Below are 22,910 nucleotides of genomic sequence, written 5' to 3' on the forward strand. Positions count from 1 at the left end.
TCCCCCTTGTTGTGCGCTAGTTACCTCGGTTATCCAATGTCAACCCACGCCCGCATAGGAATGCAGACCCACGGTGACCAGGTTAACGAAGAACAAATTGAAGACCATGGCCACGAACCCCGCGACGTTGATCCAGGCGGCCTTGCGGTCCCGCCATCCGGCCGTCGACCTGGCATGCAGGTAGGCGGCGTAGATCACCCAGGCGACGAAGGACACCGTCTCCTTGGGGTCCCAGCCCCAGTACCGGCCCCAGGCTTCTTCGGCCCAGATGGCGCCGAAGATGACGCCGAAGCCGAACACCGGGAACGCGAAGATGGTGGTCCGGTAGGCGATGCGGTCCAGGGTCTGCGCGTCCGGGAACCGCCGCACCAGCCGGGCCGGCGCGCTGTCGTTGCCGGGGTCGCCCAGCGGCGAGGTGCGCAGCAGGAACAGGATGCTGGCGATGCCGGCGACCAGGAACACCCCGGAGCCCAGGCTGACCACCGACACGTGGATGGGCAGCCAGTAGGACTGCAGCGCGGGCATCACCGGCGCGGCGTTGGTGTAGAGCCAGCGCCCGGACACCGTGAGCAGGATCAGCACGGGCAGCAGCAGGAACACCCACAGCGGGCGGTACTGCGGGCGGCGCAGCACGATCGCCCCGGCGACCAACCCGCACAGGCAGGTCAAGTTGATGAACTCGTACATGTTGCCCCACGGCACCCGCAGGGTGGCCAGGCCGCGCAGCACCAGGCAGGCCAGCAGCAGGCCGGTGCCCAGGTACACCACGGCCAGGCCGGCGCGGCCGGCGCGCTCGTCGACGGGCCGGCGGGGCACCTCGTCCACCACCCCGGGTGTCGCCGAGTCGGCGCTGACCGCCCCGGCCAGCACCCGGGCCCGCGCATCGGCGCGGCGTCCGCCGGCGTAGGCGAGCTCGAAGGCCAGCAGCAGCAGCGCGATCACCAGCGCCACCACCGCCGACGTGAACGCCCAGTCGGAGTAGCGCGCCAGCTCGATGTTGACGTGCACGGTATTCATTTGACGTCCACCTCGGTACTCCTTTGGGACGCTCGGGACGCGGGCTCGGCCAGTCCGTCCAGCAGCCGCTGCGACAGCCGCTCGAACTCGTCCCCCCAACCGGAGTTGTCGGTGCGCGCCAGGCCGCCCAGTTCGACGTTCACCGTACCGGGCGCGCCGCCGGCGTCCGGTGTCAGACGGACCCACACCCGGCGGCGGCGCACCAGCAGCGACACCAGCAGGCCGGCCATCATCGTGACGGCGAACACCAGCACCCAGGTCTGGCCCGGGTCGTGGGAGACCTGCAGGTTGACGAACGGCACGGCGCCGTCGAAGCGGATCACGGTGCCCGCCGCGGGCCCCTGGTCGATGCGGACTGCCTGCCCGGCGCGCAGGTTGACCCGCTTCTCCTTGGTCAGCCGATGTTGCTCGATCAGCCGGGGATCCAGGGTGAACAGCGACTGCGGGCGACCGGTGTCCAGCCCGGTGTCGCCGCGGTAGATGTCGACGGCCACCGCCGGGGCGTTGAGCGCCGGGAACCGCGACGACAGCAGCGTGCCGTCCAGCTGCTCGGTGGGCGCCAGCAGGCCCTGGATGGCGATCTCGTGCTGGCGGCGCTCCGCGGCGGTGGGATAGCTGCCCGCGGGCGGGTCGATGCGCACCACCCCCGACGACAGCAGGGTTTGCGGGTTGTCGGGGCGCCACTGCACGGTCGCGGTGCGGATCTGCCCGTCCGGGAAGGTGACGCTGAAGGTGGGCGCGTAGCCGTGGCCCTGCAGGTAGACCCGGTCGCCGCCGAGCCGCAGCGGGTGGTTGACCTGCAGCCGGTAGTGCCGCCAGGTGTTGGCGACCAGGTCGGCGCCGGACTGGTAGTCGATGTTCGCGGCGAACGAGACGGCCTGGCCGGATGGCAGGTAGTGGGCGTCGAAGTCGTCGACCCGGATGCACAGCGGGTGCAGCGAGGTGCCGTCGACGGTGTTGCCGGCCCGGAACGAGTCGAACGCGGCCGGCGAGGCCGAGCAGAAGCCGGGGCCGCCGTCGGCGATGACGATGACGTTGCCCTCGTAGCCGAACAGCTTGCCGACGGCCACGGCGACCAGCAGGCCCAGCAGCGAGAAGTGGAACACGAGGTTGCCGAATTCGCGCAGGTAGCCCTTCTCGGCGGAGACCTCCACGGCGTCGGGGCCGGCGCCGTCGTGGTGGCGGATGGCGGTGCGCCAGCCGCGCAGCCGGCCGACAAGGGTGTTGGCCAGGGTGTTCAGGTCTTCGGCGTCGGCGGCGATGCGGTGGCCGGCGTACTTGGGCAGCCGGGCCAGGTTGCGCGGGGCGGCCACCGGGGTGGCGCGCAGGCTGCGGACGTGCTCGATCATCCGCGGGGTGAGGCAGCCGACCAGCGACACGAACAGCAGCACGTAGATGGCGGTGAACCAGAAGCTGGAGAACACGTTGAACGCCTGCAGCCGGTCCAGCCAGGGCCCGATCACCGGGTGGGCCTTCAGGTAGTCGTCGACCTTGCCGGCGTTGAGATTGCGCTGCGGCAGCAGGGCGCCGGGGATGGCGCCCAGCGCGAGCAGGAACAGCAGCACCAGCGCGGTGCCCATCGAGGTCAGCGCCCGCCAGGTGTTGCGGGCCGTGGCGCGAAGGGTGGCGAGCGCCATCAAATCGGCAGCCTCACGTCGGACACGAACGCGTCGCGCAGCCAGGAGACGAAGTCGTTCCACAGCCCGGTGACCAGCAGGGCGCCGACTGTGATCAGCAGCACGCCGCCGAAGATCTGGATGGCCCGGGTGTGCCGGCGCAGCCAGCCCAGGCCGGCTACCGCGCCCGCCGAGCCGAAGGCCAGCAGCACGAACGGGATGCCCAGGCCCAGGCAGTAGGCGATCACCAGCACGATGCCGCGCGCCACGCTGGCGCCGTCGGTGGCCGAGGCGACGGTGATCACGCCGGCCAGCGTCGGCCCCAGGCACGGCGTCCAGCCCAGCGCGAACACCGCGCCCAGCAGCGGCGCCCCGGCGACGGTGGTCAGCTGCCGCGGGCTGAACCGGGCCTGCCGCTGCAGGGCCGGGATCAGGCCGACGAACACCAGCCCCATCACGATGGTCAGCACGCCGCCGGCCCGCTGCAGCAGCAGCTGGTTGGTGATCAGCGTGGTCGTCATGCCCAGCACGGCCACGGTGCCCAGCACGAACACCGCGGTGAACCCGGCGACGAACAGCGCGGCCGAGCCGGCCACCCGCCAGCGGGCGCCCGGCGGGGCCTGCACCGCGCCGGCCTGCGGCTGCTCTTCCACCCCGACCAGGGCCGCCAGGTAGGACAGGTAGCCGGGCACCAACGGCACCACGCACGGGGAGGCGAACGACACCAAGCCCGCCAGCAGGCACACGCCGAGGGCCGCCAGCAGCGGGCCGGCGGCGGCGATCTGGGTCAGCCCGGTCACTGCTGGGCCACCCGCTGCACCACCGGCTGCAGGTCGGTTGCCAGCAGTTCGCGCAGAAAGACCGCCGCGACCCGGTGCTGGCGATCCAGCACCAGCGTGGACGGGATCACCGTGGTGGGGTACTTGCCGCCGAACGCGATCAGGGTGCGCATCGCCGGGTCGTAGATGGACGGGAACGTGACGTGACGGTCGTTGACGAAGTCCAGCGCCGCCTGCCGGTTGTTGTCCCGGACGTCGATGCCCAGGAAGGACGCGCCGGCGCCGCGGGTGGCGTCATACACCTGCTGCAGCTGGCTGACCTCGGACCGGCACGGTCCGCACCACTGCCCCCAGATGTTGATGACGACCACCCGGCCGGCGAAGATCGGGTCGTCCAGCGACAGCGTGTGCGCGGGGTCGGCCAGGTCCGGGCCGGACAGCGGGCCGGGGCGGCCGCGGCTGGACGGCGGGTCGTAGTAGATGTCGGTCTTGCCGCCGGGCGAGACGAATTCGAAGGTGCCGCCCTGGGCGACGGCATCGTGACCGGACGAGCAGCCGGTCAGCAACCCGGCCAGCACCGCCCCGGCCATCGCCAGCACCCGCGCGCTCAAGGCGCCGCCGGCTCCGAGTACTCGACGTCGACCAGCCGGTCGCCGTCGTAGACCAGGGTGGTGATCGAGCACAGCCCGCATTCCCGCTTGCGCGGGTCGTGCCACAGCCGCCGGCCGGTCAGGTGCAGCCGCAGCGTCCACACCGGCAGCTGGTGGCTGACGCACACCACCTCGTGGCCGGTGCCGCGGGCGCGGGCCTTGTCCACCGCCGTCTCCATCCGGGCCGCGATCTCGGTGTAGGGCTCACCCCAGGACGGCCGGAACGGGTTGCGCAGCTGCCACCACACCCTCGGGTCGCGCCAGGCGCCGTCGCCGGGGCTGATGCGCCGGCCCTCGAAGAAGTTGGCCGATTCGATCAGGTCCGGGTCGGTGTCCACGGCCAGGCCGTGCCGCGCGGCGATGGGCGCGGCGGTCTCCTGGGCCCGTTGCAGGGGTGAGGCGATCACCGCGACGATGTCGCGCGGCGCCAGCGCCTCGGCCACCGCGGCCGCCTGCGCCCGGCCCGCCTCGGACAGGTGAAACCCGGGCAGCCGCCCGTACAGCACGCCGTCGGGGTTGTGCACCTCGCCGTGCCGCACCACGTGCACCCGGGTCTGCTCGCCCATCAGGAATTCCCCTCGTCGGCGCCCGCGGCGGCGCGGGCCGCGGCGGGCAGGGCCGCCGCGATCCGGTCGAAGGCGTCGTCGTCCAGCGCGGTGGAGACGAACCACGTCTCGAAGGCGCTGCACGGCGGGTAGACGCCGGCGTCCAGCAGCGCGTGGAAGAACGGCGGATAGCGCCAGGTCTGGGTGGCCCGCGCGGAGGCGAAGTCGGTCACCGGGGTGTCGGTGAAGAACACGCTGAGCATGTTCCCGGCCCGCGGAATCTGGTGCGGCACACCGGCATTGGTCAACGCGTCGGACAGCAGCCGGGCCAGCCGATCGGCGTTGGCGTCCAGCGCGGCGTAGGCGGCGGCATCCGCGTGGCGCAGCGTGGCCAGCCCGGCGGCCACCGCGACCGGGTTTCCCGACAGGGTGCCGGCCTGATACACCGGGCCCAGCGGCGCCAGCCGTTCCATCACCTCGGCCCGGCCGCCGAACGCGGCCGCCGGCAGGCCGCCGCTCATCACCTTGCCGAAGGTGAACAGGTCGGCGTCCACCGGATCGATTCCGTACCAACCACTTCGGCTGACCCGGAAGCCCGTCATCACCTCGTCGACGATCAGCAGCGCGCCGTGCTCGGCGGTGAGCGCGCGCAGCGCCGCGTTGAAGCCGGGCGCCGGCGGCACCACCCCCATGTTGCCGGGGCTGGCCTCGGTGATCACCGCCGCGATCTGGTCGCCGAACTCCGCGAACGCCTGCCGCACGGCGTCGATGTCGTTGTAGGGCAACACGATCGTGTCGGCGGCCGTCGCGCCGGTGACGCCCGGCGAGGACGGCAGCCCCAGGGTGGCCACCCCGGAGCCGGCGTCGGCGAGCAGCGCGTCCACGTGGCCGTGGTAGCAGCCGGAGAACTTGACGATCTTGGCGCGCCCGGTGAAGCCGCGGGCCAACCGCACCGCGCTCATGGTGGCCTCGGTGCCGGAGTTGACCAGCCGGATCCGCTCGACCGGCGCCACCCGGGCGATCATCTCGGCGGCCAGCTCGCTCTCCGCCGGGGTGGGCGCCCCGAAGGACAGCCCGGACGCGGCGGCCTTGGCGACGGCCTCGACGACGGCCGGGTGCGCGTGCCCCAGGATCATCGGCCCCCATGAGCACACCAGGTCCACGTAGTGGTTGCCGTCGGCGTCGGTCAGCCGGCAGCCGCGCGCGGCGGTGATGAACGGCGGCGTCCCGCCCACCGCGGTGAACGCCCGCACGGGTGAGTTCACCCCGCCGGGGATGACGGCGCAGGCGTCGTCGAACAACCGCGCCGAGGCAGCCTGGGCCCTGGCGTGCGCGGTCGCCTGATCACTGCTTCCCATGACGACCAGTGTCCCAGCCTTCGCCACCCCTCCAACTACAGGGTGTAGCAGAAGGGTGCTAGTCGGCGTCGTAGGAGTTGGCTTGCTGGGCCGCCATGAAGTTGCGCCGGGCGGCCTCGCGTTCCCGGTCCGCGGCCCGTTGGTGCGCGGCGACGTCGCCGAGGCCCTCGGCGACGGCCCTGTCCTCGACCTCGGCGACCCGCTCGTGGGCGATGGCCGCCTGATAGTGGCGGTGCTCGTCGCGGCGGTGCGCATCCAGGTCACGCTGACGGGACGTCTCGGCGCGCTCGGCGGCGCACTGCACGTCGGCCGCGGTGATGACCTTCCCGGCGGCCAGGTCCCGGCCCCGGCGCGACAGCTCCGAGCCGCGACGGCCCGCCGCGATTCCCGGTGTGTCGCCCATCACCTGACCTTAGTCGCTGCGGCGGGGAAAAGATCGGGTTGATGTCGCCCGGCGCCTGCGAGTTGGATGGCGGTATGCAACTCCCACAAGGGCTTGCCCGGTTCAACCGTCACGTCACCAACCCGATTCAGCGGATGTGGGCCGGTTGGCTCCCGCCGTTCGGCATCGTAGAGCACGTGGGACGGCGTTCGGGCAAGCCGTACCGCACCCCCGTCAACCTGTTCAGCGCCGACGTCGACGGCAAGCCCGGGGTGGCCATCCTGCTGACCTACGGCCCGGACCGGGACTGGCTGAAGAACCTGACCGCGGCGGGCGGCGGCCGGATTCGCAGCCGGGGCAAGACGTTCGGCGTCGCCGATCCGCGCGTGGTCAGCAAGGCCGAGGCGGCGTCGCACCTGCGGCCCGGGGTGCGCGGCGTGTTCGCCCGGCTGCCGTTCGAGCAGGCGGTGTTGCTCACCCGGACGCCCTGAACCCCCGTTGGTGCGGATCACCGGGATCGTCGAGCGGGCGGTTCGTCTCGACGCGCCCGGCCGCGGCGGGCCGGCCAATGCGGTGGTCGACTTCTCCGGCCACACGGTCTCGCTGGTGGCGGTGCTCACCGACGCGGTGCGGCGCGGGCGGCCGGTGGCGGGCGTGGCGTTCGACTCGATCGGGCGGTTCGCCCAGAGCGGAATCCTGCGCGACCGGCTGATCCCGCGGGTGCTGGCCGCCGCCCCCGACGCGCTGCTGGACGGCTCCGGGTTCCTCGACCCGGCCGCGGTGGCGGCGTGCGCGCTCACCGACGAGAAACCCGGCGGCCACGGCGACCGGGCGGCGGCGGTGGCCGCGCTGGAGCTGGCGTGCTGGGATTTGAACGCCAAGCTGCGCGACGAACCCGCCTGCGTGACCATCGCCCGGCACGCCGGGCGGCAGCCCGCGCCGGCGGTGCCGGTGTACGCCGCCGGCGGCTACTACCGCCCGGCGGGCGGCGTTGATGCGTTGCGCCGGGAGATGGGCGAGTATCTCGAGCTGGGCTATCGGGCGGTCAAGATGAAGATCGGCGGCGCCGCGCTGGGCGAGGACCTGGCCCGGGTCGAGGCCGTCATCGACGTCGTCGGCGACGCCGGACGGGTCGCGGTCGACGCGAACGGCAGGTTCGGCCGGGCCGAGGCCATCCGGTGGGCGGGCGCGCTGGCCGGCTACGGCCTGCGCTGGTTCGAGGAGCCGGGCGACCCGCTGGATTACGCGCTGCACCGCGCGGTGACGGACTGCTATGACGGCCCGGTGGCCACCGGCGAGAACCTGTTTTCGGTGCCCGACGTGACCAACCTGGTCCGCTACGGCGGCATGCGGCCGGATCACGATGTGTTCCAGATGGATCCGGGCCTGAGCTACGGGTTGTCCGAGTACCTGCGGATGCTCGACGTGCTGGCGGATCATGGTTTCGGCCGCGGCTGCGCGTTCCCGCACGGCGGGCATCTGATCAACCTGCACGTCGCGGCCGGGCTGGGGCTGGGTGGCTGCGAGGCCTACCCGGGGGTGTTCGCGCCGTTCGGCGGCTATCCGGACGGCTGCGTCGTCTCATCGGGCATGATCGCGCCGCCGGACGCCGCCGGGTTCGGGCTGGAGCAGAAACCCGGCCTGGCCGAACTGATCGCCGAGCTGACGGGAGAACGCCGATGAAGATCGTGGTAATCGGTTGCGGCGCAATGGGTTCGATCTACGCCGCGAAGCTGGCCGCCGCGGGCGAGCAGGTGCTGGCGGTCGACCGGCACCGGCCCAGCGTGGAGCGGATCAACCGGCACGGGCTGCGCGTCACCGGCCCCGGCTGCGACCAGGTGGTGCCGCTGCGGGCCAGCACCGGCGCGGTCGACGAGACGATGGACCTGGTGGTGCTGGCGGTCAAGGCGGCCGACGTGGAAGCCGCTGCGCGCCAAGCACTTCCGATGCTGGGGCCGGATACCGCGGTGCTGACCATCCAGAACGGCCTGGGGTCGGCGGAGACCGTCGCCGGCGTCGTCGGTGCACAGCGGGTCGCGGTCGGGATCGCCAGCGGGTTCGGCGCGTCCCGGGTGGCGCCGGGCCATGTCCACCACAACGCCATGCGGGCGATGCGCTTCGGCCCCTACTCGTCGCTGCCGCACGCGAGGGTGGAATCGATCGCCCGGACCTGGGCACACGCCGGGTTCGACGCGGCCGCGGTCACCGACATCGCCGCGATGCAGTGGGAGAAGCTGATCTGCAACGTCGCCTACAGCGCGCCGTGCGCGCTGACCGGCATGACGGTCGGCCAGGTGATGGACGACGCCGAGATGGGTCCGGTCAGCCGGGCGGCGGCCACCGAGGCGTGGTCGGTGGCGCGCGCGTCCGGTGTCGCGATCGCCGTCGCCGACGCGGTCGAGCATGTCCGCGCGTTCGGGGCGCAGATGCCCGATGCGAAACCCTCGGCGCTGCTGGATCACGAGGCCCGCCGGGTCAGCGAGATCGACGTCATCAACGGCGCGGTGCCGCGGCAGGGCGCGCGGGTCGGCGTCGACGCGCCGGTGAATGCGACGCTGACGGCCGTGGTCAAGTCCATTGAACGGCGGTGGCGCTGACCGGGCTCCGCTAGAACGGGCCGGCGCGGGTATACGGCACCGCGCCGGCGCGCACACCGGCTGAGCGCGGTCACCGCGCGGCGACCCGGCCGCGCGAGCGCGCCACGAGGTACAGCGCCACCACCACCGCCCAGGACAACAGGCTGAGCCACAACTGGCTGCGCGCCGTGGCGTCGAAGGCCATCTGCACCAGCACCGCGGAGATGCCGGCCAGGGTGAGAACCGACAGCACCGGGAAGAACCACATCTTCACGCTCAGCCGCTCGGCCGGCGTCCGACGGCGAAGGACGATCTGCGACAACGCAATCAACCAGTACACGAACAGGATGATGGCGCCCGAGGAGTTGAGCAGGAACAGGAACACGGTGTTGGGTGCGACCCGGGCCATGACGACGCAGCCGAAGCCGACCGCCGAGGAGCACAGGATGGCGATGTGGGGAACGCCGCGCCCGCTCAGCCGCACCAACCGGGCGGGTGCCTCGCCCCGCCCGGCGAGGACGAACAACATGCGTGACGCGGTGTACAGCCCGGAGTTCAGGCAGGACAACACCGCGGTGAGTACGACCGCGTTCATCACCTGATCGGCTCCCGCCAGGCCCAGGTGTTTGAGCGCGGCCACATACGGCGAGGCGCCGAGTTCCACCGAGTCCCACGGCAGGATCGCCACGAGCAGAAACACCGAGCCGACGAAGAAGATCCCGATCCGGGTGACGACCGATCTGGTCGCCTTCTGCACCGCCCGCCGCGGGTCGCGGCTTTCCGCGGCGGCGACGGTGACGATCTCGGCGCCGACCATGGAGAAGATCACCACCACGATGGCGGCGAACACCGCGCCCACCCCGCGGGGAAAGAACCCGCCGTGCGACACCAGGTTGGTCAGGCGGTCGTGATGCCCCGGCACCAATCCGACGACATAGGCCGCGCTTACCACCAGGAAGATGACGATGGTGGCGACTTTGATTCCGGCGAACCAGAATTCGAACTCGCCGAACGACGACACCGAGAACAGGTTGGTCGCGGTCATCAACAGCATCAGGCCCAGCGAAAGCACCCACAGTGGGGCGTGGAACCAGTAGTTGAGCACCTTGCCGCCGGCGACCGCCTCGAAGCCGACCACGATCACCCAGAAGTACCAATACAGCCAGGCGACCGAGAATCCGGCCCAGCGGCCCAGCGCCGCGGCCGCGTAGTCGGCGAACGATCCGGTGGACGGGTTCGCGGCCGCCATCTCGCCGAGCATCCGCATCACCAGCACGATGAGCAGGCCGCACAGGGCGTAGGTGAGGAACGCGGCCGGCCCGGTGTCCTTGATCACCACGCCGGACCCGACGAACAAGCCGGCGCCGATCACCCCGCCCAGAGCGATCATGCTCAGTTGCCGCTGCGACAGCCCTTGGCGCAGTTGCGAAGTGCCCGCCATGAGCATCAACCACAGCACATCGGGATCGGCAGCGCCAGCCGAGGGCCGCGCTTGGCGCGGCTAGAGGTACAGATCGCGATCGCGGATCAGCGCGGTCGCCAGCACGCTGATGACCGCGGTGGCCACCAGGTAGCCGCACGCCAGCCACGGCGCGCCGCCCAGCGCGGCGATCAGCGCGGTCAGGATCATCGGGGTGACCCCGGAGGCGTAGACACCGGAGAACTGGTAGACGAACGACAGCCCGGTGTAGCGGGTGTTGGTCGGGTACGGCGCGGAATACAGGGTGCCCTGGGCACCGTAGAACAGCGCGTGCACGACGCCGAACACGATGACCATCGCCAGCCCGAACCACAGCAGCTTCTTGGTGCCGAACAACGCGAAGGCCGGAAACGCGGCCAGGCCGTAGCAGGCGATGCCGGCCAGATACACCCGGCGGGCACCGAATCGGTCGGTCAGGACGCCGGACACCGGCAGCAGCACTGCCATCAGCAATGCGGCGATGGTCACCGCGATCAGCACTGAGACCCGGTTGAGTCCCAGCGCCCCGGTGGCGTAGCTGATGGCGAACACGCCCCAGGTGTTGAACGCCGAGCCCTCGGCCCACCGGGACAGCAGCCCCAGCACCGTGTTACGCCGGGAACGCCGCTCGCGCAGGATGTCCCGGATCGGCACGGTGGACGCGGCCTGCAGGTCCTGCAGTTCCCGGAACGCCGGTGTCTCTTCCACCCGCAACCGCACCACGATGCCGATCGCCACCAGCAGCACGCTCAACAGGAACCCGATGCGCCAGCCGTAGGACAGGAACCGGGCCGGGCCCAGCACGATCTGCAGGAAAGCGAATATGCCTGTGCCCAAAGCCAATCCGAGTGCCAGCCCGACCTGCGGCACCGCCCCGTAGCGGCCGCGCCGGTCGCCCGGGCTGTGTTCGACGGCCAGCAGCACCGCCCCGCCCCACTCGCCGCCGAGCGCGAACCCCTGCAGCACCCGCAACACCAGCAGCAGCACCGGCGCCCAGGCCCCGATCTGCGCGGCCGTCGGCAACACCCCGATCAGCGCGGTCGCGCCGCCCATGATGAGCATGGTCAGCGCCAGGCTGCGCTTGCGGCCGATCCGATCGCCGATGTGGCCGAACACTAGGCCCCCGATGGGCCGCATGACGAATCCGACGGCGAACGTCGCGAACGCCAATAGCGTTCCCACCAAAGAACTTTCGTTCGGGAAGAACACCTTGTTGAAGACCAGCCCGGCCGCCGTGGCGTACAGGAAGAAGTCGTACCACTCGACGGTGGTGCCCAGCAGGCTGGCGGCCACCACGATGCGCAGTCGGCGGCGCTGCTGCTCGGCGGATTCGTCGACCGGATGGCCGTCGGCGAGCCCGGCGGGCGCCGGCGCGGGCAAGGTGGCTGCCATGGCCGTCAGTGCGCCGAGGCCACCGCGAACGGCGTCGTCGCCGCCGGACGCGACCGACGATTGGGGTGCCGCCACAACCCCATCCGCTCCAGCAACGGCAGCACGCCCTCGCCGAACCAGTAGGCCTCTTCCAGATGCGGATACCCCGACAGGATGAAGTGGGTGATGCCCAGTTTGGCGTATTCGGCCAGCCGCTCGGCGACCTCGGCGTGCGAGCCGACCAGGGCGGTGCCCGCTCCCCCGCGCACCAGGCCGACCCCGGCCCACAGGTTCGGGCCGACAAGCAGTTTGCCGCTGTCGCCGCCGTGCAGCTCCCGCATCCGGCGCTGGCCCTCGGACTCGCTGCGCGCCAGGCTGGCCTGCACCCGCTCGATGTCGGCCGGGTCGATCGCCGACAGCAGCCGGTCGGCCTCGGCCCACGCCGCGTCCGAGGTGTCGCGGCTGATCACGTGAATCCGCAAGCCGTACTGCAGGATTCGCCCGGCGTCGACGGCCAGCCCGCGGACCCAGTCCAGCTTCTTGGCGACCGCGGTCAGCGGTTCGCCCCAGGTGAGATAGACGTCGGAGTGCTTGGCGGCCACCGGCCCGGCCGACGCCGAGGAGCCGCCGAAGAACACCGCGGGTATCGGGTCGGGTGGGTTGTTCAGTTGCGCGCCCTCGACCCGGATGTGTTCTCCCGCAAAGGTGACCGGCTGTGGCGAGGTCCACAGTTGCCGCACCACGTGCAGGAATTCGGCGGTGCGCGCGTACCGCGCCTCCTTGTCCAGGAAGTCGCCGTAGGCGCGCTGCTCGTGTGGTTCGCCGCCGGTGACCACGTTGAGCAGCAGCCGTCCCTGCGAGTGCCGCTGGAAGGTGCCGGCCATCTGCGCGGCCAGCGTCGGGCTCAACAGCCCGGGACGGAACGCGACCAGAAACTTCAGCGTCTCGGTCGATTCGACCAGCATCGCCGTCGTCAACCACGCGTCCTCACACCACAATCCCGTCGGCGTGAGGACGGCCTCGAAGCCGTTGTCCTCGGCGGCCGAGCAGATCTGGTGCAGGTACCGCAGCGTGGCCGGCCGGTCACCGGACATCGGCGTGCCGTGCCCGCCCGCGACCAGGTTCCGCGAATCGCCGTAGGTCGGCAGAAACCAGTGAAACGCCAGACTCAATTCACAATCCTCTTCGTTGCGCGTTCGCCCCCGTGCACAGGGGCTCCATCCTGGTCGCGGTGCCGCCGGCGGGCCAGGGTTGAAACCTTCGAGATTGCATCCCCACGCGCCGCCGCGATCAGCGCCGGCATCGGGGCGCGCCAGCGGCGGCGACGACGGCCGGGGTCCCGGCGCGGCGGCGGGACCGGAGGCGGCCGCCGCCGCGCCAGAAGCCAAGCGCGACTGCGCGTTTTGCCGCGCGGCACGCGGGGGGCGCGCCGGAACATGCGGACCCGCGGAAAGTGACGGCGGCCACCGCGCGGGGCGCTAGGATGACTACGGCCGACCGCGCAAATCGAGCGTCGCTCGCGGCGAATGATCACCGGTTCGTGACCGCAAGGTCACGCCAGATCACACAATGCTTGCAATACGGCGTGGCTCGGCGGGTTATGCCCGCCGAGCGCGGCATTATTGCGATCATGCCTGACCTCACACGCCGGGCGGTGCTCCGGATGGGCGCCGGTGCCAGCCTCGGCGCCGCCGGCGTGTTCGCGCTCAGCGCCCTGCTGGATCCGGGCACCGCGCGCGCCGCCACCCTGCCGCAGGCCCCGGCGCCGTTCGAGCCGCCGACGGCGGGCAAGACGCTGCCGACCCGGCTCACCGGATCGTTCGTGTCGGCGGCCCGCGGCGGCATCAAGACCAACTACGTGATCGCCATCCCGCCCGGGCAGACCGGGATGCTGCGTCCGGTGATCGCGCTGCACGGCGTGGACGGCGACGCCAACCAGATGCTCGACATGGGCGTGCCCGACGGGCTGGCCCAGCTGGTCAAGGCCGGCAAGCCGCCGTTCGCGGTGGTGGGTGTCGACGGCGGCAACACCTATTGGCACAAAAGGACTTCCGGCGAGGACTCGGGTGCGATGGTGCTCGACGAGCTGCTGCCGATGCTGTCCACCATGGGCTTCGACACCTCCCGGGTCGGGTTCATGGGGTGGTCGATGGGCGGCTACGGGGCGCTTCGCCTGGGCGCCAAGCTGGGCCCGTCGCGCACCGCCGGCATCTGCGCGATCAGCCCGGCGCTGTACACCTCGTACGCCACCAGTGCGCCCGGGGCGTTCGACAGCAACGAGGACTTCGTGCAGAACAGCGTGTTGGGCCTGCCCGCGCTGAATTCGATTCCGCTGCGGGTGGATTGCGGCAACTTCGACCGCTTCTATTTCGCCACAAAGCAATTCGTCTACCAGTTGAAGACACCACCGGCGGGCAGCTTCTCCCTCGGCGGACACGATATCGCCTTCTGGCGCAGTCAACTCCCCGCCGAACTGGCCTGGATGGCGACCTAGCCCACGCAGATGACACTCCGGCCGGAATTGCTCGCCAGCAGCCCACAGCCCGTGGAGCGGCGGGGCTTCCGAAGGGGATTCCGGCCCGACATCGAGGGACTGCGCGCCGTCGCGGTGATCGCCGTGGTGCTCTACCACGCCGGCATTCCCGGGATCGGCGGCGGCTACATCGGCGTGGACATCTTCTTCGTCATCTCCGGCTTCCTCATCACCGGCCTGCTCTTCCGGGAAGCGTCCACCACCAATACCGTTGCGCTGGGCCGGTTTTACGGTGCGCGGGCCCGTCGCCTGCTGCCGGCCGCGGCCATCGTCGGCACCGTCACCGCCATCGGCGCGGCCGCGGTGCTGCCGCCGCTGCAGGCCCGCAGTGTGTTCCTGGACGGCGTCGCCAGCGCCCTGTACGTCGGCAACTACCGGTTCGCGCTGCGCGGCACCGACTACCTGACCGCCGACGCGCCGTCGCCCTTCCAGCACTACTGGTCACTGGGGGTGGAGGAGCAGTTCTATCTGGTGTGGCCGCTGCTCATCATCGCCATCACGGCGTCGGTGCGGCGTGTCCGGCCGCTGCGGGCGACGCCGCGCCCGGTGCCGTACGCGGTGGTGCTGGCGCTGATCGGGGCGGCGTCGTTGGTCGCGGGCGTGCTGTGGACCCGCACCTCGCCGTCGTGGGCGTTCTTCTCGCTGCCCACCCGGGCCTGGGAGCTGGCGGCCGGCGGCCTGGTGGCCCTGTCGATCCAGCAGTGGCGCCGGCTGTCGCTGCGAACGGCGTCGATCGCCGGCTGGGGCGGTCTGGCATTGATCCTGCTGACCTGCACCCAGCTCAACGCCCATACCCCGTATCCCGGCACCGAGGCGCTGCTGCCGGTGCTGGGCACCGCGCTGATCATCGGTGGCGGCGCCGTCACCGGCGGGCTCGGGCCGGGCCGGCTGCTGTGCCGCCCGGCGATGCGCGCGATCGGCCGGATCTCCTATTCCTGGTACCTGTGGCACTGGCCGGTGCTGTTGCTGATGCCCGCGCTGCTCGGCGAGCCCGCGGGGCTGCCGGCCCGGCTGAGCGCGACGGCGGTGTCGGCCGGATTGGCCGTGCTCACCCTGCATCTGGTGGAGAATCCCGGCCGCTTCGCCGCCGCGCTGCGCTGCTCGGCGAGAGTCAGCCTGGTGGTCGCGGGCGGCGCGAGTGCCGCCACCGCGTGCGCATGCCTGGTGCTGCTCAACGTGATACCGGCCCCGGTGGGGCACGGCGTGGCCGCTCCCCGCGCGAACATCATCGCGACGCCCCGTCCAACGTCCCGCCATCAGCGCGCAGGAGGCCGCGGTTCGTCAGGCCTTCGCGCAGGCCCGGGTCATCCTCGCGGCCGCCGCCGGCGTGCGGGCCGTCCCGTCGAACCTGGACCCGCCGCTGGCCCAGGCACCCGCCGACAAGGCCGCGGTGTTCGTCAACGGCTGCGTGCGGTCCTGGCGCGACGTCGGCCAGAGCGAGTGCGCGACCGGCGACACCGCCTCGCCGACCACCGTGGCCCTGATCGGCGACTCGCACGCCGCCATGTGGAATCCGGCCTTCGAGCAGCTCGCCGAGCAACGGCACTGGCGGCTGGAAACCCTGGCGAAGGTGACCTGCCCACTGGCCGAGCTGCACATCGTCAGCCCGTATCTGGGCCGCGAGTACACCGAATGCGAGCAGTGGCGCGCCCAGATCATGGCCCGGATGAACGCCGAACACCCGCGGCTGGTCGTGCTGGACATGAGCCGGCGCTACGGCGCCGACTTCGGGTTCACCTCCTACGACCCGGCCTGGATCGACACCCTGGGCCGCACCGTGGCGCAGCTGCGCGGCACCGGCGCGACCGTGCTGGTGCTGGGGCCCGCGCCCGACCCGCATTCGTCGGCACCGGTCTGCCTGTCCGCTCATCTCGACGATGTAACCGCTTGTGCGCCAACCAGATCCGCGGCGATCGACGGCGACGGCGTCGCCGCCGAGCAGGCGGCGACGCTGGGCAACGGCGGTCACTACGCCGATTTGTCCGATTTGTTCTGCACGCCCGACCGGTGCCCGCTGATCGTCGGCAACACCCTGGTGTTCCGCGACGACAACCATGTGACGACCGAGTATGCGCGGCTGCTGGCGCCGGTGCTGGGCGCGCTGGCCGACCGCGCCCTGGCGGACGGGTGAGTGCGATGAACCGCTCGGCGCCGTCGAACGTCAGATCAGTGAAGGGTTATTGGAGGTTGTAGGACATGTCTCCGCTGCTGCTGGTCTGTGTGGCCGTCGCCGCACCCTTCGCCGGAATCGGCCTGCTGCAGCTGCAGGCCCGGCTGGAACGCTGGGACTACGAGCGGCACGCCGACGACTGACGCCCCGGTCAGGTCGACAGCTGGGTGCGGATCAGCGGTGCGATCTTGTCCGCCATGTATTGGTGCCCCGCGTCATTCGGGTGCACCCCGTCCGCGCCGATCAGGTCGGGCCGGCCGACGAACCAGTGTTCGGCGATCGGGTCGATGAACGTCGCCCCGGCCGCCCCGGCCGCGCCGCCGAGGATGTCGCGGATCAGGTACATCGACGGCGGCACGTCGGCGGTCGGCCACGGCGGTCCGATCACCAGCAGGCGCGCGGCCGGCGCCAGCCGGCGGGCCAGATCCAAAGCGGCGTGCGTCTTTTCGATCAGCAGCCCGGGATCGACCCCCTGGTCGTTGCGGGAGCCGAAGAACACCACCAGCGCGTCATCGGACTGCACCGCGCGGGCGGTCAGATCCTCGAAGATGCTGCCGTGGTCGCCGGTCACGGCGTAACCGGCCCTGCCCTCGGCCGCCACGTCGGCCGACACCCGTGACCCGCGCGCGCTGAGCACCTGCCACGCGCGCGACGGCCACGACCTGGCGCCCAGGCCGCCCTCGTTGGTCCCGGTGGTGTACGAATCCCCAATCACTGCCACATGATTCAGCCGGAAGTCCAGCGTCAGCGTCTCGTACGTGCGCAGCTGCGCCGGGTATGCCACAAGGCCCACGCCCAGCAGAAGACTCACCCCGATGAGAAAGGTGGCCAGACGACTCACTCCTACCTCCACTGTCAACGGCATGGTCGGGCGCCGCCGCGTTCTCACCGAATACTGCCAGTAGGTCGCGGCCGGCCGCTAAGGCAGCCATCACACCGCGCGGGCCGAAATCGCTTCCAGCGGACGGTCGATCGGATGCAGCTTGGTGTTGGCCGGTTCGCCGGGGTCGCTTCTCGCGCTGACGGCTCGCACGTCGACCATCTTGCGCATCCACCGGCGGGCGGGCTCTTCCACGCCGTGATACAAGACGACCGCGCCGGCCAGGGCGATCGCGAGCAGGCCGATGACGTTCCATTTCCACGGGTTGTCCTGGGTCACCAGCTCGAACTGCTCGACCGCCCATCCCCACGAGGTGTGCACCAGCTCGTGCACCATGTACAGGCAGAACGAGATCTTGCCGCCGTAGACCATCGCCCGGGCCGACAACACCCGCGGCAGGCTGCCCAGCCCGACGGCCAGCGAGATGACCAGCGGGACGAACAACACGTCGACGACGCCGCCGCTGTCGTTCTCGACCACACCCGATATCGGGTGTGCGCCAAACCAATACAGCACGCCCACCATGGCGGCCAGCAGCAGCAGCGAGATGTAGCCCGCGATCCGGCGGCCCCGGTCGGTCAGCCGCAACCTGCGCACCGCCGCGCACGCCAGCGCGCCGGCGGTGAACTGCGTGACGATGCGCGGCAACCAGCTCCACGGCGTGTAGAAGTGGCCGCTGGCCAGCAGCATCACCACCGGCGGCAGCGACGCCGCGAACGCCAGCACCATCAGGCTGCGCGCCCGGGTCGCCTGCTTCATCCTCAGCAGCACCAGCACCAGCCCGGCGAACAGCACGTAGGCCAGCCATTCGGCGCTGATCGACCAGGCCGGGCCGTCCCAGCTGGAATCGTCGAAGAACGGCACAAACCACAACTGCACCAACAGGATCTGGCGCACGTAGCTGATCGCGGTCAGCGACGCGGCGTCCGGCGACGGCACGTGCCCGACGTGCAGCGTGAAGATCACCCACAGCGCGGCCAGGTGCAACGTGACCAGGTACACCGGCCACACCCGCGCCAGCCGCAGCCACAGGAAATGCAGCGTGGCCCGCGTCGAGAAGGACCGGCCCATCCGGTCGAGATAGTTGTACGTCAGCACGAATCCGCTGAGGATGAAGAACAGGTCGACGCCCTGCGCGCCGCAATTGAGCACCGGTGCCAGCGCGTCGCGCAGATCGGGTGAGGCATCGCCGAGCATGGGCCGGAAGTGAAACAGCACCACCCACAGCGCGGCGACGATACGGAGTCCCGTCAGGGCCTTGATCTCGCCCCTGATCTCTCCGCCCCGCACGTTGCTCTTTCCCGTCTGGATCCTGCTGTTGCGTTCTCGTGCCGCCCGGCTGAGCGGGCGCGGCGGCCGTCTCACCAGCCCCCGACCGGCAACCGGCAGCCATGGCAGCCTAGCAGCGCAATCGCCCCGATGGGTGGACGGTTGTGGTGTGCCACACCGCGTTCACCCGGGCCTTTGGCCGGGCGGCGTTTGCTCGGGTTTCGCTGGGCCGGGGCCGTCGCGGCGGCCTCAGCGGCTTCTTAGCAAAGAGTTAGACGCGGCTACCGGTCTCCTTAGGCTTGCGGCCTAGCGTTTGAGGCAGCTTCGGTGGGTGTGGAGGCGCCCTTCGAAGGCAGCGCGAGCGCCACGGCGAGTGAGGGGTCCTCATGACGATCGCAGGTACCGAGACGCGCCACGACAACTGCGTGTTTGACTGCGACGGCGCTCAGGTCCGGGCACATCACCGTCACCTGGCGACCGTGGTGCACATCCGCGGCGTGATCGACGACGCCAACGTGGACCGGATCAGCCACCACATTCGGCGTTTCACCCTCGGCGAAAACCCGGTGGTGCTCGACGTCGCCGATGTCTCCCAATTTGCTGAGGCCGGCATCTCGCTGCTGTACGCCTTCGACGCCGATTGTCGCGCCGCCGAGGTGGAGTGGACGCTGGTCGCCAGCTCGGCGGTCACCGCGGTGCTCGACGACACCGGTCACGACGCCAGCTTCCCGATCATGCGCTCGGTGCACGAGGTGCTGCGGGATCGGGCCGACGCCATCGCGGTCCGCCGCCGGATGGCGTTGCCGCTGGTCAAGAAGACGTCGTAGCGGCCGAACGGGCGCGCCGCAGTCGGGTGATCCCGACCACGGCCAACACCCCGGCACTCGTCAACAACACCAGTGTGAGCAGCAGCAGCTGCGGGTCGTACACCACCGACGTGGTGAACGGCTGCCCGTCGGCGATGGGCGCGACGGCCACGCTGTGATGCGAGCGCACCCAGCTCACCGCCGACCCGGCCAGCGCGGCGACGGCCAGGACGAGTTCGACGACCGCGCGGGAGCCGGCGATCATTGCGCCGTCCCGGCGTCGTCGTCGGGATCGCGGTCCAGCACGTCCGTGCGGCTCGGTTCCACCCGCTCCTGCACCAGCGGGGTCAGCGCGGCGCGCAGCTGGCGATGACGGCGTGCCCACGCCTGGGCGGTGCGGCCGTTGGTCAGCTTGAGGCCGATGCCGATCCGCCCGCGCGGCACCCCGACCAGCTCGCCCAGCGCCCGCGCCGACTGCCAGCGCGCCAGCTCCTTGCCGGAGGCCTCGTTGTTTTCGGCCTCCGGGTACACCTTGACGATTTCGCGCACCAGGATCGTCTCGGTGCCCTGGCGCAACGCCTCCTCGGTGAGCTCGACCGAGACGTGGATGCGCGCCGCCTTCACCTGCAAGCCCACGAACGCCGACACCAGCACCAAAAAGATCGCGGGCACCACCAGCGACACCTTGGCGCCGCTCCAGATTTCGATCAGCACCATGGCCGCCGCGGACGCCGGCCCGCAGGCCACCCACCACCAGCTGGCCCCCGGCTCGTAGAACAACCGCTTCGGCTGGACGTCGTCCCCGGTCGTGTCTGATGTCAACGCAAGCCCCGTCTCACGACAGCCACCCTGCCGCATCCGCGGCCCAATAGCTCAGAACGATATCGGCTCCGGCGCGTCGGATGCTGGTCAGCGACTCCAGCGCCGCGGCGCGCTCGTCGATCCAATTGTTCGCGGCTGCAGCACAAATCATCGCGTACTCCCCCGACACCTGGTAGGCGGCCACCGGGACCGGCGAGACCTCCGCCGCAGCGGCCACCACGTCCAGATAGCTCATCGCCGGCTTGACCATCACGATGTCGGCGCCCTCGTCCAGGTCCAGCCGGATCTCGCGCAGCGCCTCGCGGGAGTTACCGGTCTCCTGCTGATAGGTGCGCCGATCCCCGGACAGGCTGGAGCTGACCGCCTCCCGGAACGGGCCGTAGAACGCCGAGGCGAACTTGGCGGCGTAGGCCAGGATCACCACGTCGGTGAAGCCGGCGGCGTCCAGTCCGTCGCGAATCGCGCCCACCTGACCGTCCATCATCCCGCTCGGCCCGACCACGTGGGCGCCCGACTCCGCTTGCGCCACAGCGAGATTCACGTAGCGCGCCACCGTGGCGTCGTTGTCCACCCGGCCCCGGTCATCCAGCACACCGCAGTGCCCGTGGTCGGTGAACTCGTCCAGGCAGGTGTCGGCCATCAGCACGGTGGCATCGCCGAGGTCCTTGGCCAGATCGCGCAGCGCGACGTTGAGGATGCCGTCGGGGTCGGTGCCGGCCGAACCGATCGGATCCTTGTCCTCGTCGCGCGGCACACCGAACAGCATCAGACCGCCCACCCCGGCGGCGACGGCGCTGGCGGCGGCGGCGCGCAGCGAGTCGCGGGTGTGCTGCACCACCTTCGGCATCGAGGCGATCGGGCGCGGCTCGTCGATACCGTCGGCGACAAACATCGGCAGCACCAAATGCCTTGGCTCCAAGGAGGTTTGGGCCACCAGGCGGCGCAGCGCCGGGGTCGAGCGAAGCCGGCGCGGACGCTGCCGCGGGTAAGCCATGAGACGCTAGCGCCTGCGGCTCTTCTTGCGCGGCGGTGGCAGCGCCCCCTCGGCGCGCAACCGCGCGGCGTGTTCGGCCAGAGCGTCGACCAGCGGGCCCACCGCCGCGGTCTCGGGCTGGACATCCACCCGCAGGCCGAACTCGGCGGCGGTCTCGGCGGTCTTGGGACCGATGCAGGCGATGATCGTCCGGGCGTGCGGCTTGCCGGCGATGCCGACCAGGTTGCGCACCGTGGAGCTGGACGTGAAGCACACCGCGTCGAAGCCGCCGGTCTTGATCATCTCCCGGGTCTCCGCCGGCGGCGGCGCGGCCCGCACCGTCCGGTAGGCCGTGACATCCTCGATCTCCCAACCCCGTTCGCGCAGCCCCTCGGCCAGCGTCTCGGTGGCGATGTCGGCCCGCGGCAACAGCACCCGGTTCACCGGGTCGAAAACGCTGTCGTAGGGCGGGAAGTCGTCGAGCAGACCCAGCGAGGACTGCTCGCCCGCCGGCACCAGCTCGGGGCTGATCCCGAACGCCCGCACCCGGTCGGCCGTCGACTCGCCCACACAGGCGATCTTGACCCCGGAGAACGCCCGCGCGTCCAGACCGAACTCGCCGAACTTCTCCCACACCGCGCGCACCGCGTTGGTGGAGGTGAACACCACCCACTGGAAGCGGCCGTCGACCAATCCCTTGACGGCACGCTCCATCTGCGCGGGGCTGCGCGGCGGCTCGACGGCAATGGTCGGCACCTCGATCGGCAGCGCGCCGTACGACGTCAGCCGCTCGCTCATCTCGCCGGCCTGGTCCTTGGTGCGGGGCACCAGCACGGTCCAGCCGTACAGGGCGCGGCTCTCCCACCAGTTCAGCTTGGCCCGGGCGCTCACCGTCTTGCCGATGGTCACCACCAGCGGACCGGTCAGCGGGCCGGCGGGGTCGGTGCCGCCCAGCACCGCCGAGTCGGTCAGCCCCTGCAGCGTGGTCTCGATGGAGCGCTGTTGGCAGGTGGTGCCGTGCGCGGTGACCACGCACGGGGTGTTCTCGGCCAGTTCGTGTTCGATCAGGGTGCGCGCCGCGTCGGCCAGGTGCGACGCGGTGGCCTGTAGGATCAGCGGGCCGGGCGCGGCGGCCAGCGCCTCCCAGTCCACGTCACCGCGCACGTCGGCCATGGTGTGCGAGGAGCCCAGCGGCAGGCCCGCGTAGGTCGGGACGGCGTTGGTGGGCGCCAGCCCGGGCACGATCTCGATGTGCAGGTGGCTGCGGGCGATGGCGTTGACCTCGGTGATGACGGCGTCGACGGTCAGCGGGTCACCGGCCACCAGCCGCACCACGTCGGCGCCGGTGCGCGCCTCGGCGGTCAGCGTCTTGGCCACCTCGGCCGGATCACCCAGCGCCGGTCGGATGTCCGGGCCACCGGAGATCACCGCCGGCTGCGCCTGCCCCTGCTCGGAGCCGGCGCCCTCGCCGTTGGACGCCGGCTCGGCCGGCGCCGGGCCGGACACCGGCGGCAGGTCCTTGCCGATCAGCGCCAGCACCGGCTCGGGCACGTCGGGGTCGGTGAACACCAGCGCGGCGTTCGCCAGCACCGTCGCGGCCCGGGCCGTCAACAGTCCCGGGTCACCCGGGCCGGAGCCCACGTACGTGATGCGGCCGGGTGTCGGCTTACGCCCTCGCGTCGTCATTGTCGCTCCCAGGTAACT

21 protein-coding genes and 1 pseudogene are annotated in these 22,910 nt (G+C 71.1%); 6 read left to right on the plus strand and 16 right to left on the minus strand.

Translation table 11 applies throughout. The features are described from left to right. Positions 1 to 39 precede the first annotated feature (39 nt). From ccsB to NF20_RS19575, 7 genes are read right to left on the minus strand one after another with little or no spacing between them, the layout of a single operon-like run. On the minus strand, positions 40 to 1,017 hold the full coding sequence (gene ccsB / locus NF20_RS19545) for a c-type cytochrome biogenesis protein CcsB (RefSeq protein ID WP_009979267.1): 978 nt from the start codon (positions 1,015 to 1,017) through the stop codon (positions 40 to 42). Further along, on the minus strand, positions 1,014 to 2,654 hold the full coding sequence (resB, locus tag NF20_RS19550) for a cytochrome c biogenesis protein ResB (protein ID WP_009979268.1): 1,641 nt from the start codon (positions 2,652 to 2,654) through the stop codon (positions 1,014 to 1,016). The genes ccsB and resB overlap by 4 nt, the downstream gene beginning before the upstream one ends. Then, the gene (locus NF20_RS19555; protein ID WP_003873662.1) at positions 2,654 to 3,433 is read right to left on the minus strand and encodes a cytochrome c biogenesis CcdA family protein; all 780 of its coding nucleotides are present in this window, start codon (positions 3,431 to 3,433) and stop codon (positions 2,654 to 2,656) included. Before NF20_RS19555 ends, resB begins: the two co-directional genes overlap by 1 nt. Then, positions 3,430 to 4,002, minus strand: a complete 573-nt coding sequence (locus NF20_RS19560) for a TlpA disulfide reductase family protein (protein ID WP_003873663.1) — start codon at positions 4,000 to 4,002, stop codon at positions 3,430 to 3,432. Before NF20_RS19560 ends, NF20_RS19555 begins: the two co-directional genes overlap by 4 nt. A 17-nt stretch (positions 4,003 to 4,019) precedes the next feature. Beyond that, a complete protein-coding gene (locus NF20_RS19565; RefSeq protein WP_003873664.1) occupies positions 4,020 to 4,628 on the minus strand; it encodes a histidine phosphatase family protein in 609 nt (202 codons plus the stop codon). After that, positions 4,628 to 5,965 carry a glutamate-1-semialdehyde 2,1-aminomutase gene (gene hemL, locus NF20_RS19570; RefSeq protein WP_009979274.1) on the minus strand — a complete coding sequence of 446 codons (1,338 nt, stop codon included), beginning with the start codon at positions 5,963 to 5,965 and terminating at the stop codon, positions 4,628 to 4,630. Before hemL ends, NF20_RS19565 begins: the two co-directional genes overlap by 1 nt. 58 nt (positions 5,966 to 6,023) lie before the next feature. After that, the gene (locus NF20_RS19575) at positions 6,024 to 6,368 is read right to left on the minus strand and encodes a hypothetical protein (RefSeq protein WP_009979275.1); all 345 of its coding nucleotides are present in this window, start codon (positions 6,366 to 6,368) and stop codon (positions 6,024 to 6,026) included. A gap of 74 nt (positions 6,369 to 6,442) precedes the next feature. Here NF20_RS19575 and NF20_RS19580 point away from each other — a divergent pair, with 74 nt between their 5' ends. From NF20_RS19580 to NF20_RS19590, 3 genes are read left to right on the plus strand one after another with little or no spacing between them, the layout of a single operon-like run. Next, entirely contained in the window at positions 6,443 to 6,838 is a 396-nt protein-coding gene (locus tag NF20_RS19580; RefSeq protein ID WP_003873669.1) for a nitroreductase family deazaflavin-dependent oxidoreductase, read from the plus strand. A gap of 7 nt (positions 6,839 to 6,845) precedes the next feature. After that, positions 6,846 to 8,030: a mandelate racemase/muconate lactonizing enzyme family protein gene (locus NF20_RS19585; RefSeq protein ID WP_033712408.1), complete on the plus strand. Its 1,185-nt coding sequence runs from the start codon at positions 6,846 to 6,848 to the stop codon at positions 8,028 to 8,030. Next, complete coding sequence (locus NF20_RS19590) at positions 8,027 to 8,944, plus strand: ketopantoate reductase family protein (protein WP_033712407.1); 918 nt, start codon at positions 8,027 to 8,029, stop codon at positions 8,942 to 8,944. The genes NF20_RS19585 and NF20_RS19590 overlap by 4 nt, the downstream gene beginning before the upstream one ends. Positions 8,945 to 9,014: 70 nt before the next feature. Here NF20_RS19590 and NF20_RS19595 read toward each other — a convergent pair whose 3' ends face one another. The 3 genes from NF20_RS19595 to NF20_RS19605 are packed head-to-tail and all read right to left on the minus strand — an operon-like array spanning position 9,015 to position 12,925. Further along, complete coding sequence (locus NF20_RS19595) at positions 9,015 to 10,364, minus strand: amino acid permease (protein ID WP_033712430.1); 1,350 nt, start codon at positions 10,362 to 10,364, stop codon at positions 9,015 to 9,017. Positions 10,365 to 10,424: 60 nt separating this feature from the next. Next, positions 10,425 to 11,774 carry an MFS transporter gene (locus NF20_RS19600; RefSeq protein WP_033712429.1) on the minus strand — a complete coding sequence of 450 codons (1,350 nt, stop codon included), beginning with the start codon at positions 11,772 to 11,774 and terminating at the stop codon, positions 10,425 to 10,427. A 5-nt stretch (positions 11,775 to 11,779) separates the two neighbouring features. Next, a complete protein-coding gene (locus tag NF20_RS19605) occupies positions 11,780 to 12,925 on the minus strand; it encodes an LLM class flavin-dependent oxidoreductase (RefSeq protein ID WP_009979281.1) in 1,146 nt (381 codons plus the stop codon). 458 nt (positions 12,926 to 13,383) lie between these two features. Here NF20_RS19605 and NF20_RS19615 point away from each other — a divergent pair, with 458 nt between their 5' ends. Further along, entirely contained in the window at positions 13,384 to 14,247 is an 864-nt protein-coding gene (locus NF20_RS19615) for an alpha/beta hydrolase (RefSeq protein ID WP_100226200.1), read from the plus strand. A gap of 51 nt (positions 14,248 to 14,298) precedes the next feature. Then, positions 14,299 to 16,417: pseudogene (locus tag NF20_RS19620) on the plus strand (acyltransferase family protein). Between the two features lie 190 nt (positions 16,418 to 16,607). On the opposite strand, the gene NF20_RS19625 reads toward NF20_RS19620, so the two are convergent. Both NF20_RS19625 and NF20_RS19630 read right to left on the minus strand, forming a co-directional pair. Continuing rightward, the gene (locus NF20_RS19625; RefSeq protein ID WP_003873686.1) at positions 16,608 to 17,297 is read right to left on the minus strand and encodes an Rv0518 family GDSL lipase; all 690 of its coding nucleotides are present in this window, start codon (positions 17,295 to 17,297) and stop codon (positions 16,608 to 16,610) included. 90 nt (positions 17,298 to 17,387) lie between these two features. Beyond that, a complete protein-coding gene (locus tag NF20_RS19630) occupies positions 17,388 to 18,626 on the minus strand; it encodes an acyltransferase family protein (RefSeq protein WP_003873687.1) in 1,239 nt (412 codons plus the stop codon). A 365-nt stretch (positions 18,627 to 18,991) separates the two neighbouring features. Here NF20_RS19630 and NF20_RS19635 point away from each other — a divergent pair, with 365 nt between their 5' ends. Then, positions 18,992 to 19,432: an STAS domain-containing protein gene (locus tag NF20_RS19635; RefSeq protein WP_009979287.1), complete on the plus strand. Its 441-nt coding sequence runs from the start codon at positions 18,992 to 18,994 to the stop codon at positions 19,430 to 19,432. Here the strand turns inward: NF20_RS19635 and NF20_RS19640 are convergent. Genes NF20_RS19640 through NF20_RS19655 form a run of 4 tightly spaced genes read right to left on the minus strand, consistent with a single transcriptional unit; the run spans position 19,416 to position 22,892 of the window. Continuing rightward, a complete protein-coding gene (locus NF20_RS19640; protein WP_003873689.1) occupies positions 19,416 to 19,676 on the minus strand; it encodes a hypothetical protein in 261 nt (86 codons plus the stop codon). The genes NF20_RS19635 and NF20_RS19640 overlap by 17 nt on opposite strands. Then, positions 19,673 to 20,191 (minus strand): DUF3093 family protein, encoded by a 519-nt coding sequence (locus tag NF20_RS19645; RefSeq protein WP_003879326.1) that lies wholly within the window; start codon positions 20,189 to 20,191, stop codon positions 19,673 to 19,675. Before NF20_RS19645 ends, NF20_RS19640 begins: the two co-directional genes overlap by 4 nt. 55 nt (positions 20,192 to 20,246) lie before the next feature. Next, a complete protein-coding gene (gene hemB / locus NF20_RS19650; protein ID WP_010950200.1) occupies positions 20,247 to 21,227 on the minus strand; it encodes a porphobilinogen synthase in 981 nt (326 codons plus the stop codon). A gap of 6 nt (positions 21,228 to 21,233) precedes the next feature. Then, on the minus strand, positions 21,234 to 22,892 hold the full coding sequence (locus NF20_RS19655) for a uroporphyrinogen-III synthase (RefSeq protein ID WP_023870073.1): 1,659 nt from the start codon (positions 22,890 to 22,892) through the stop codon (positions 21,234 to 21,236). Between the last annotated feature and the right edge of the window lie 18 nt (positions 22,893 to 22,910).

The organism is Mycobacterium sp. MAC_080597_8934, from assembly GCF_000523975.1.
In the GTDB taxonomy this organism is placed as follows: Bacteria; Actinomycetota; Actinomycetes; order Mycobacteriales; family Mycobacteriaceae; genus Mycobacterium; species Mycobacterium avium.

Excerpts from the sequence above, each read along its gene's own strand:
- ccsB (WP_009979267.1), bottom strand. The coding sequence starts at position 1,017 with ATGAATACCGTGCACGTCAACATCGAGCTGGCGCGCTACTCCGACTGG.
- resB (WP_009979268.1), bottom strand. The coding sequence starts at position 2,654 with ATGGCGCTCGCCACCCTTCGCGCCACGGCCCGCAACACCTGGCGGGCG.
- NF20_RS19560 (WP_003873663.1), bottom strand. The coding sequence starts at position 4,002 with ATGGCCGGGGCGGTGCTGGCCGGGTTGCTGACCGGCTGCTCGTCCGGT.
- NF20_RS19565 (WP_003873664.1), bottom strand. The coding sequence starts at position 4,628 with ATGGGCGAGCAGACCCGGGTGCACGTGGTGCGGCACGGCGAGGTGCAC.
- hemL (WP_009979274.1), bottom strand. The coding sequence starts at position 5,965 with ATGGGAAGCAGTGATCAGGCGACCGCGCACGCCAGGGCCCAGGCTGCC.
- NF20_RS19575 (WP_009979275.1), bottom strand. The coding sequence starts at position 6,368 with ATGGGCGACACACCGGGAATCGCGGCGGGCCGTCGCGGCTCGGAGCTG.
- NF20_RS19580 (WP_003873669.1), top strand. The coding sequence starts at position 6,443 with ATGCAACTCCCACAAGGGCTTGCCCGGTTCAACCGTCACGTCACCAAC.
- NF20_RS19590 (WP_033712407.1), top strand. The coding sequence starts at position 8,027 with ATGAAGATCGTGGTAATCGGTTGCGGCGCAATGGGTTCGATCTACGCC.
- NF20_RS19595 (WP_033712430.1), bottom strand. The coding sequence starts at position 10,364 with ATGGCGGGCACTTCGCAACTGCGCCAAGGGCTGTCGCAGCGGCAACTG.
- NF20_RS19600 (WP_033712429.1), bottom strand. The coding sequence starts at position 11,774 with ATGGCAGCCACCTTGCCCGCGCCGGCGCCCGCCGGGCTCGCCGACGGC.
- NF20_RS19615 (WP_100226200.1), top strand. The coding sequence starts at position 13,384 with ATGCCTGACCTCACACGCCGGGCGGTGCTCCGGATGGGCGCCGGTGCC.
- NF20_RS19635 (WP_009979287.1), top strand. The coding sequence starts at position 18,992 with ATGACGATCGCAGGTACCGAGACGCGCCACGACAACTGCGTGTTTGAC.
- NF20_RS19640 (WP_003873689.1), bottom strand. The coding sequence starts at position 19,676 with ATGATCGCCGGCTCCCGCGCGGTCGTCGAACTCGTCCTGGCCGTCGCC.
- hemB (WP_010950200.1), bottom strand. The coding sequence starts at position 21,227 with ATGGCTTACCCGCGGCAGCGTCCGCGCCGGCTTCGCTCGACCCCGGCG.
- NF20_RS19655 (WP_023870073.1), bottom strand. The coding sequence starts at position 22,892 with ATGACGACGCGAGGGCGTAAGCCGACACCCGGCCGCATCACGTACGTG.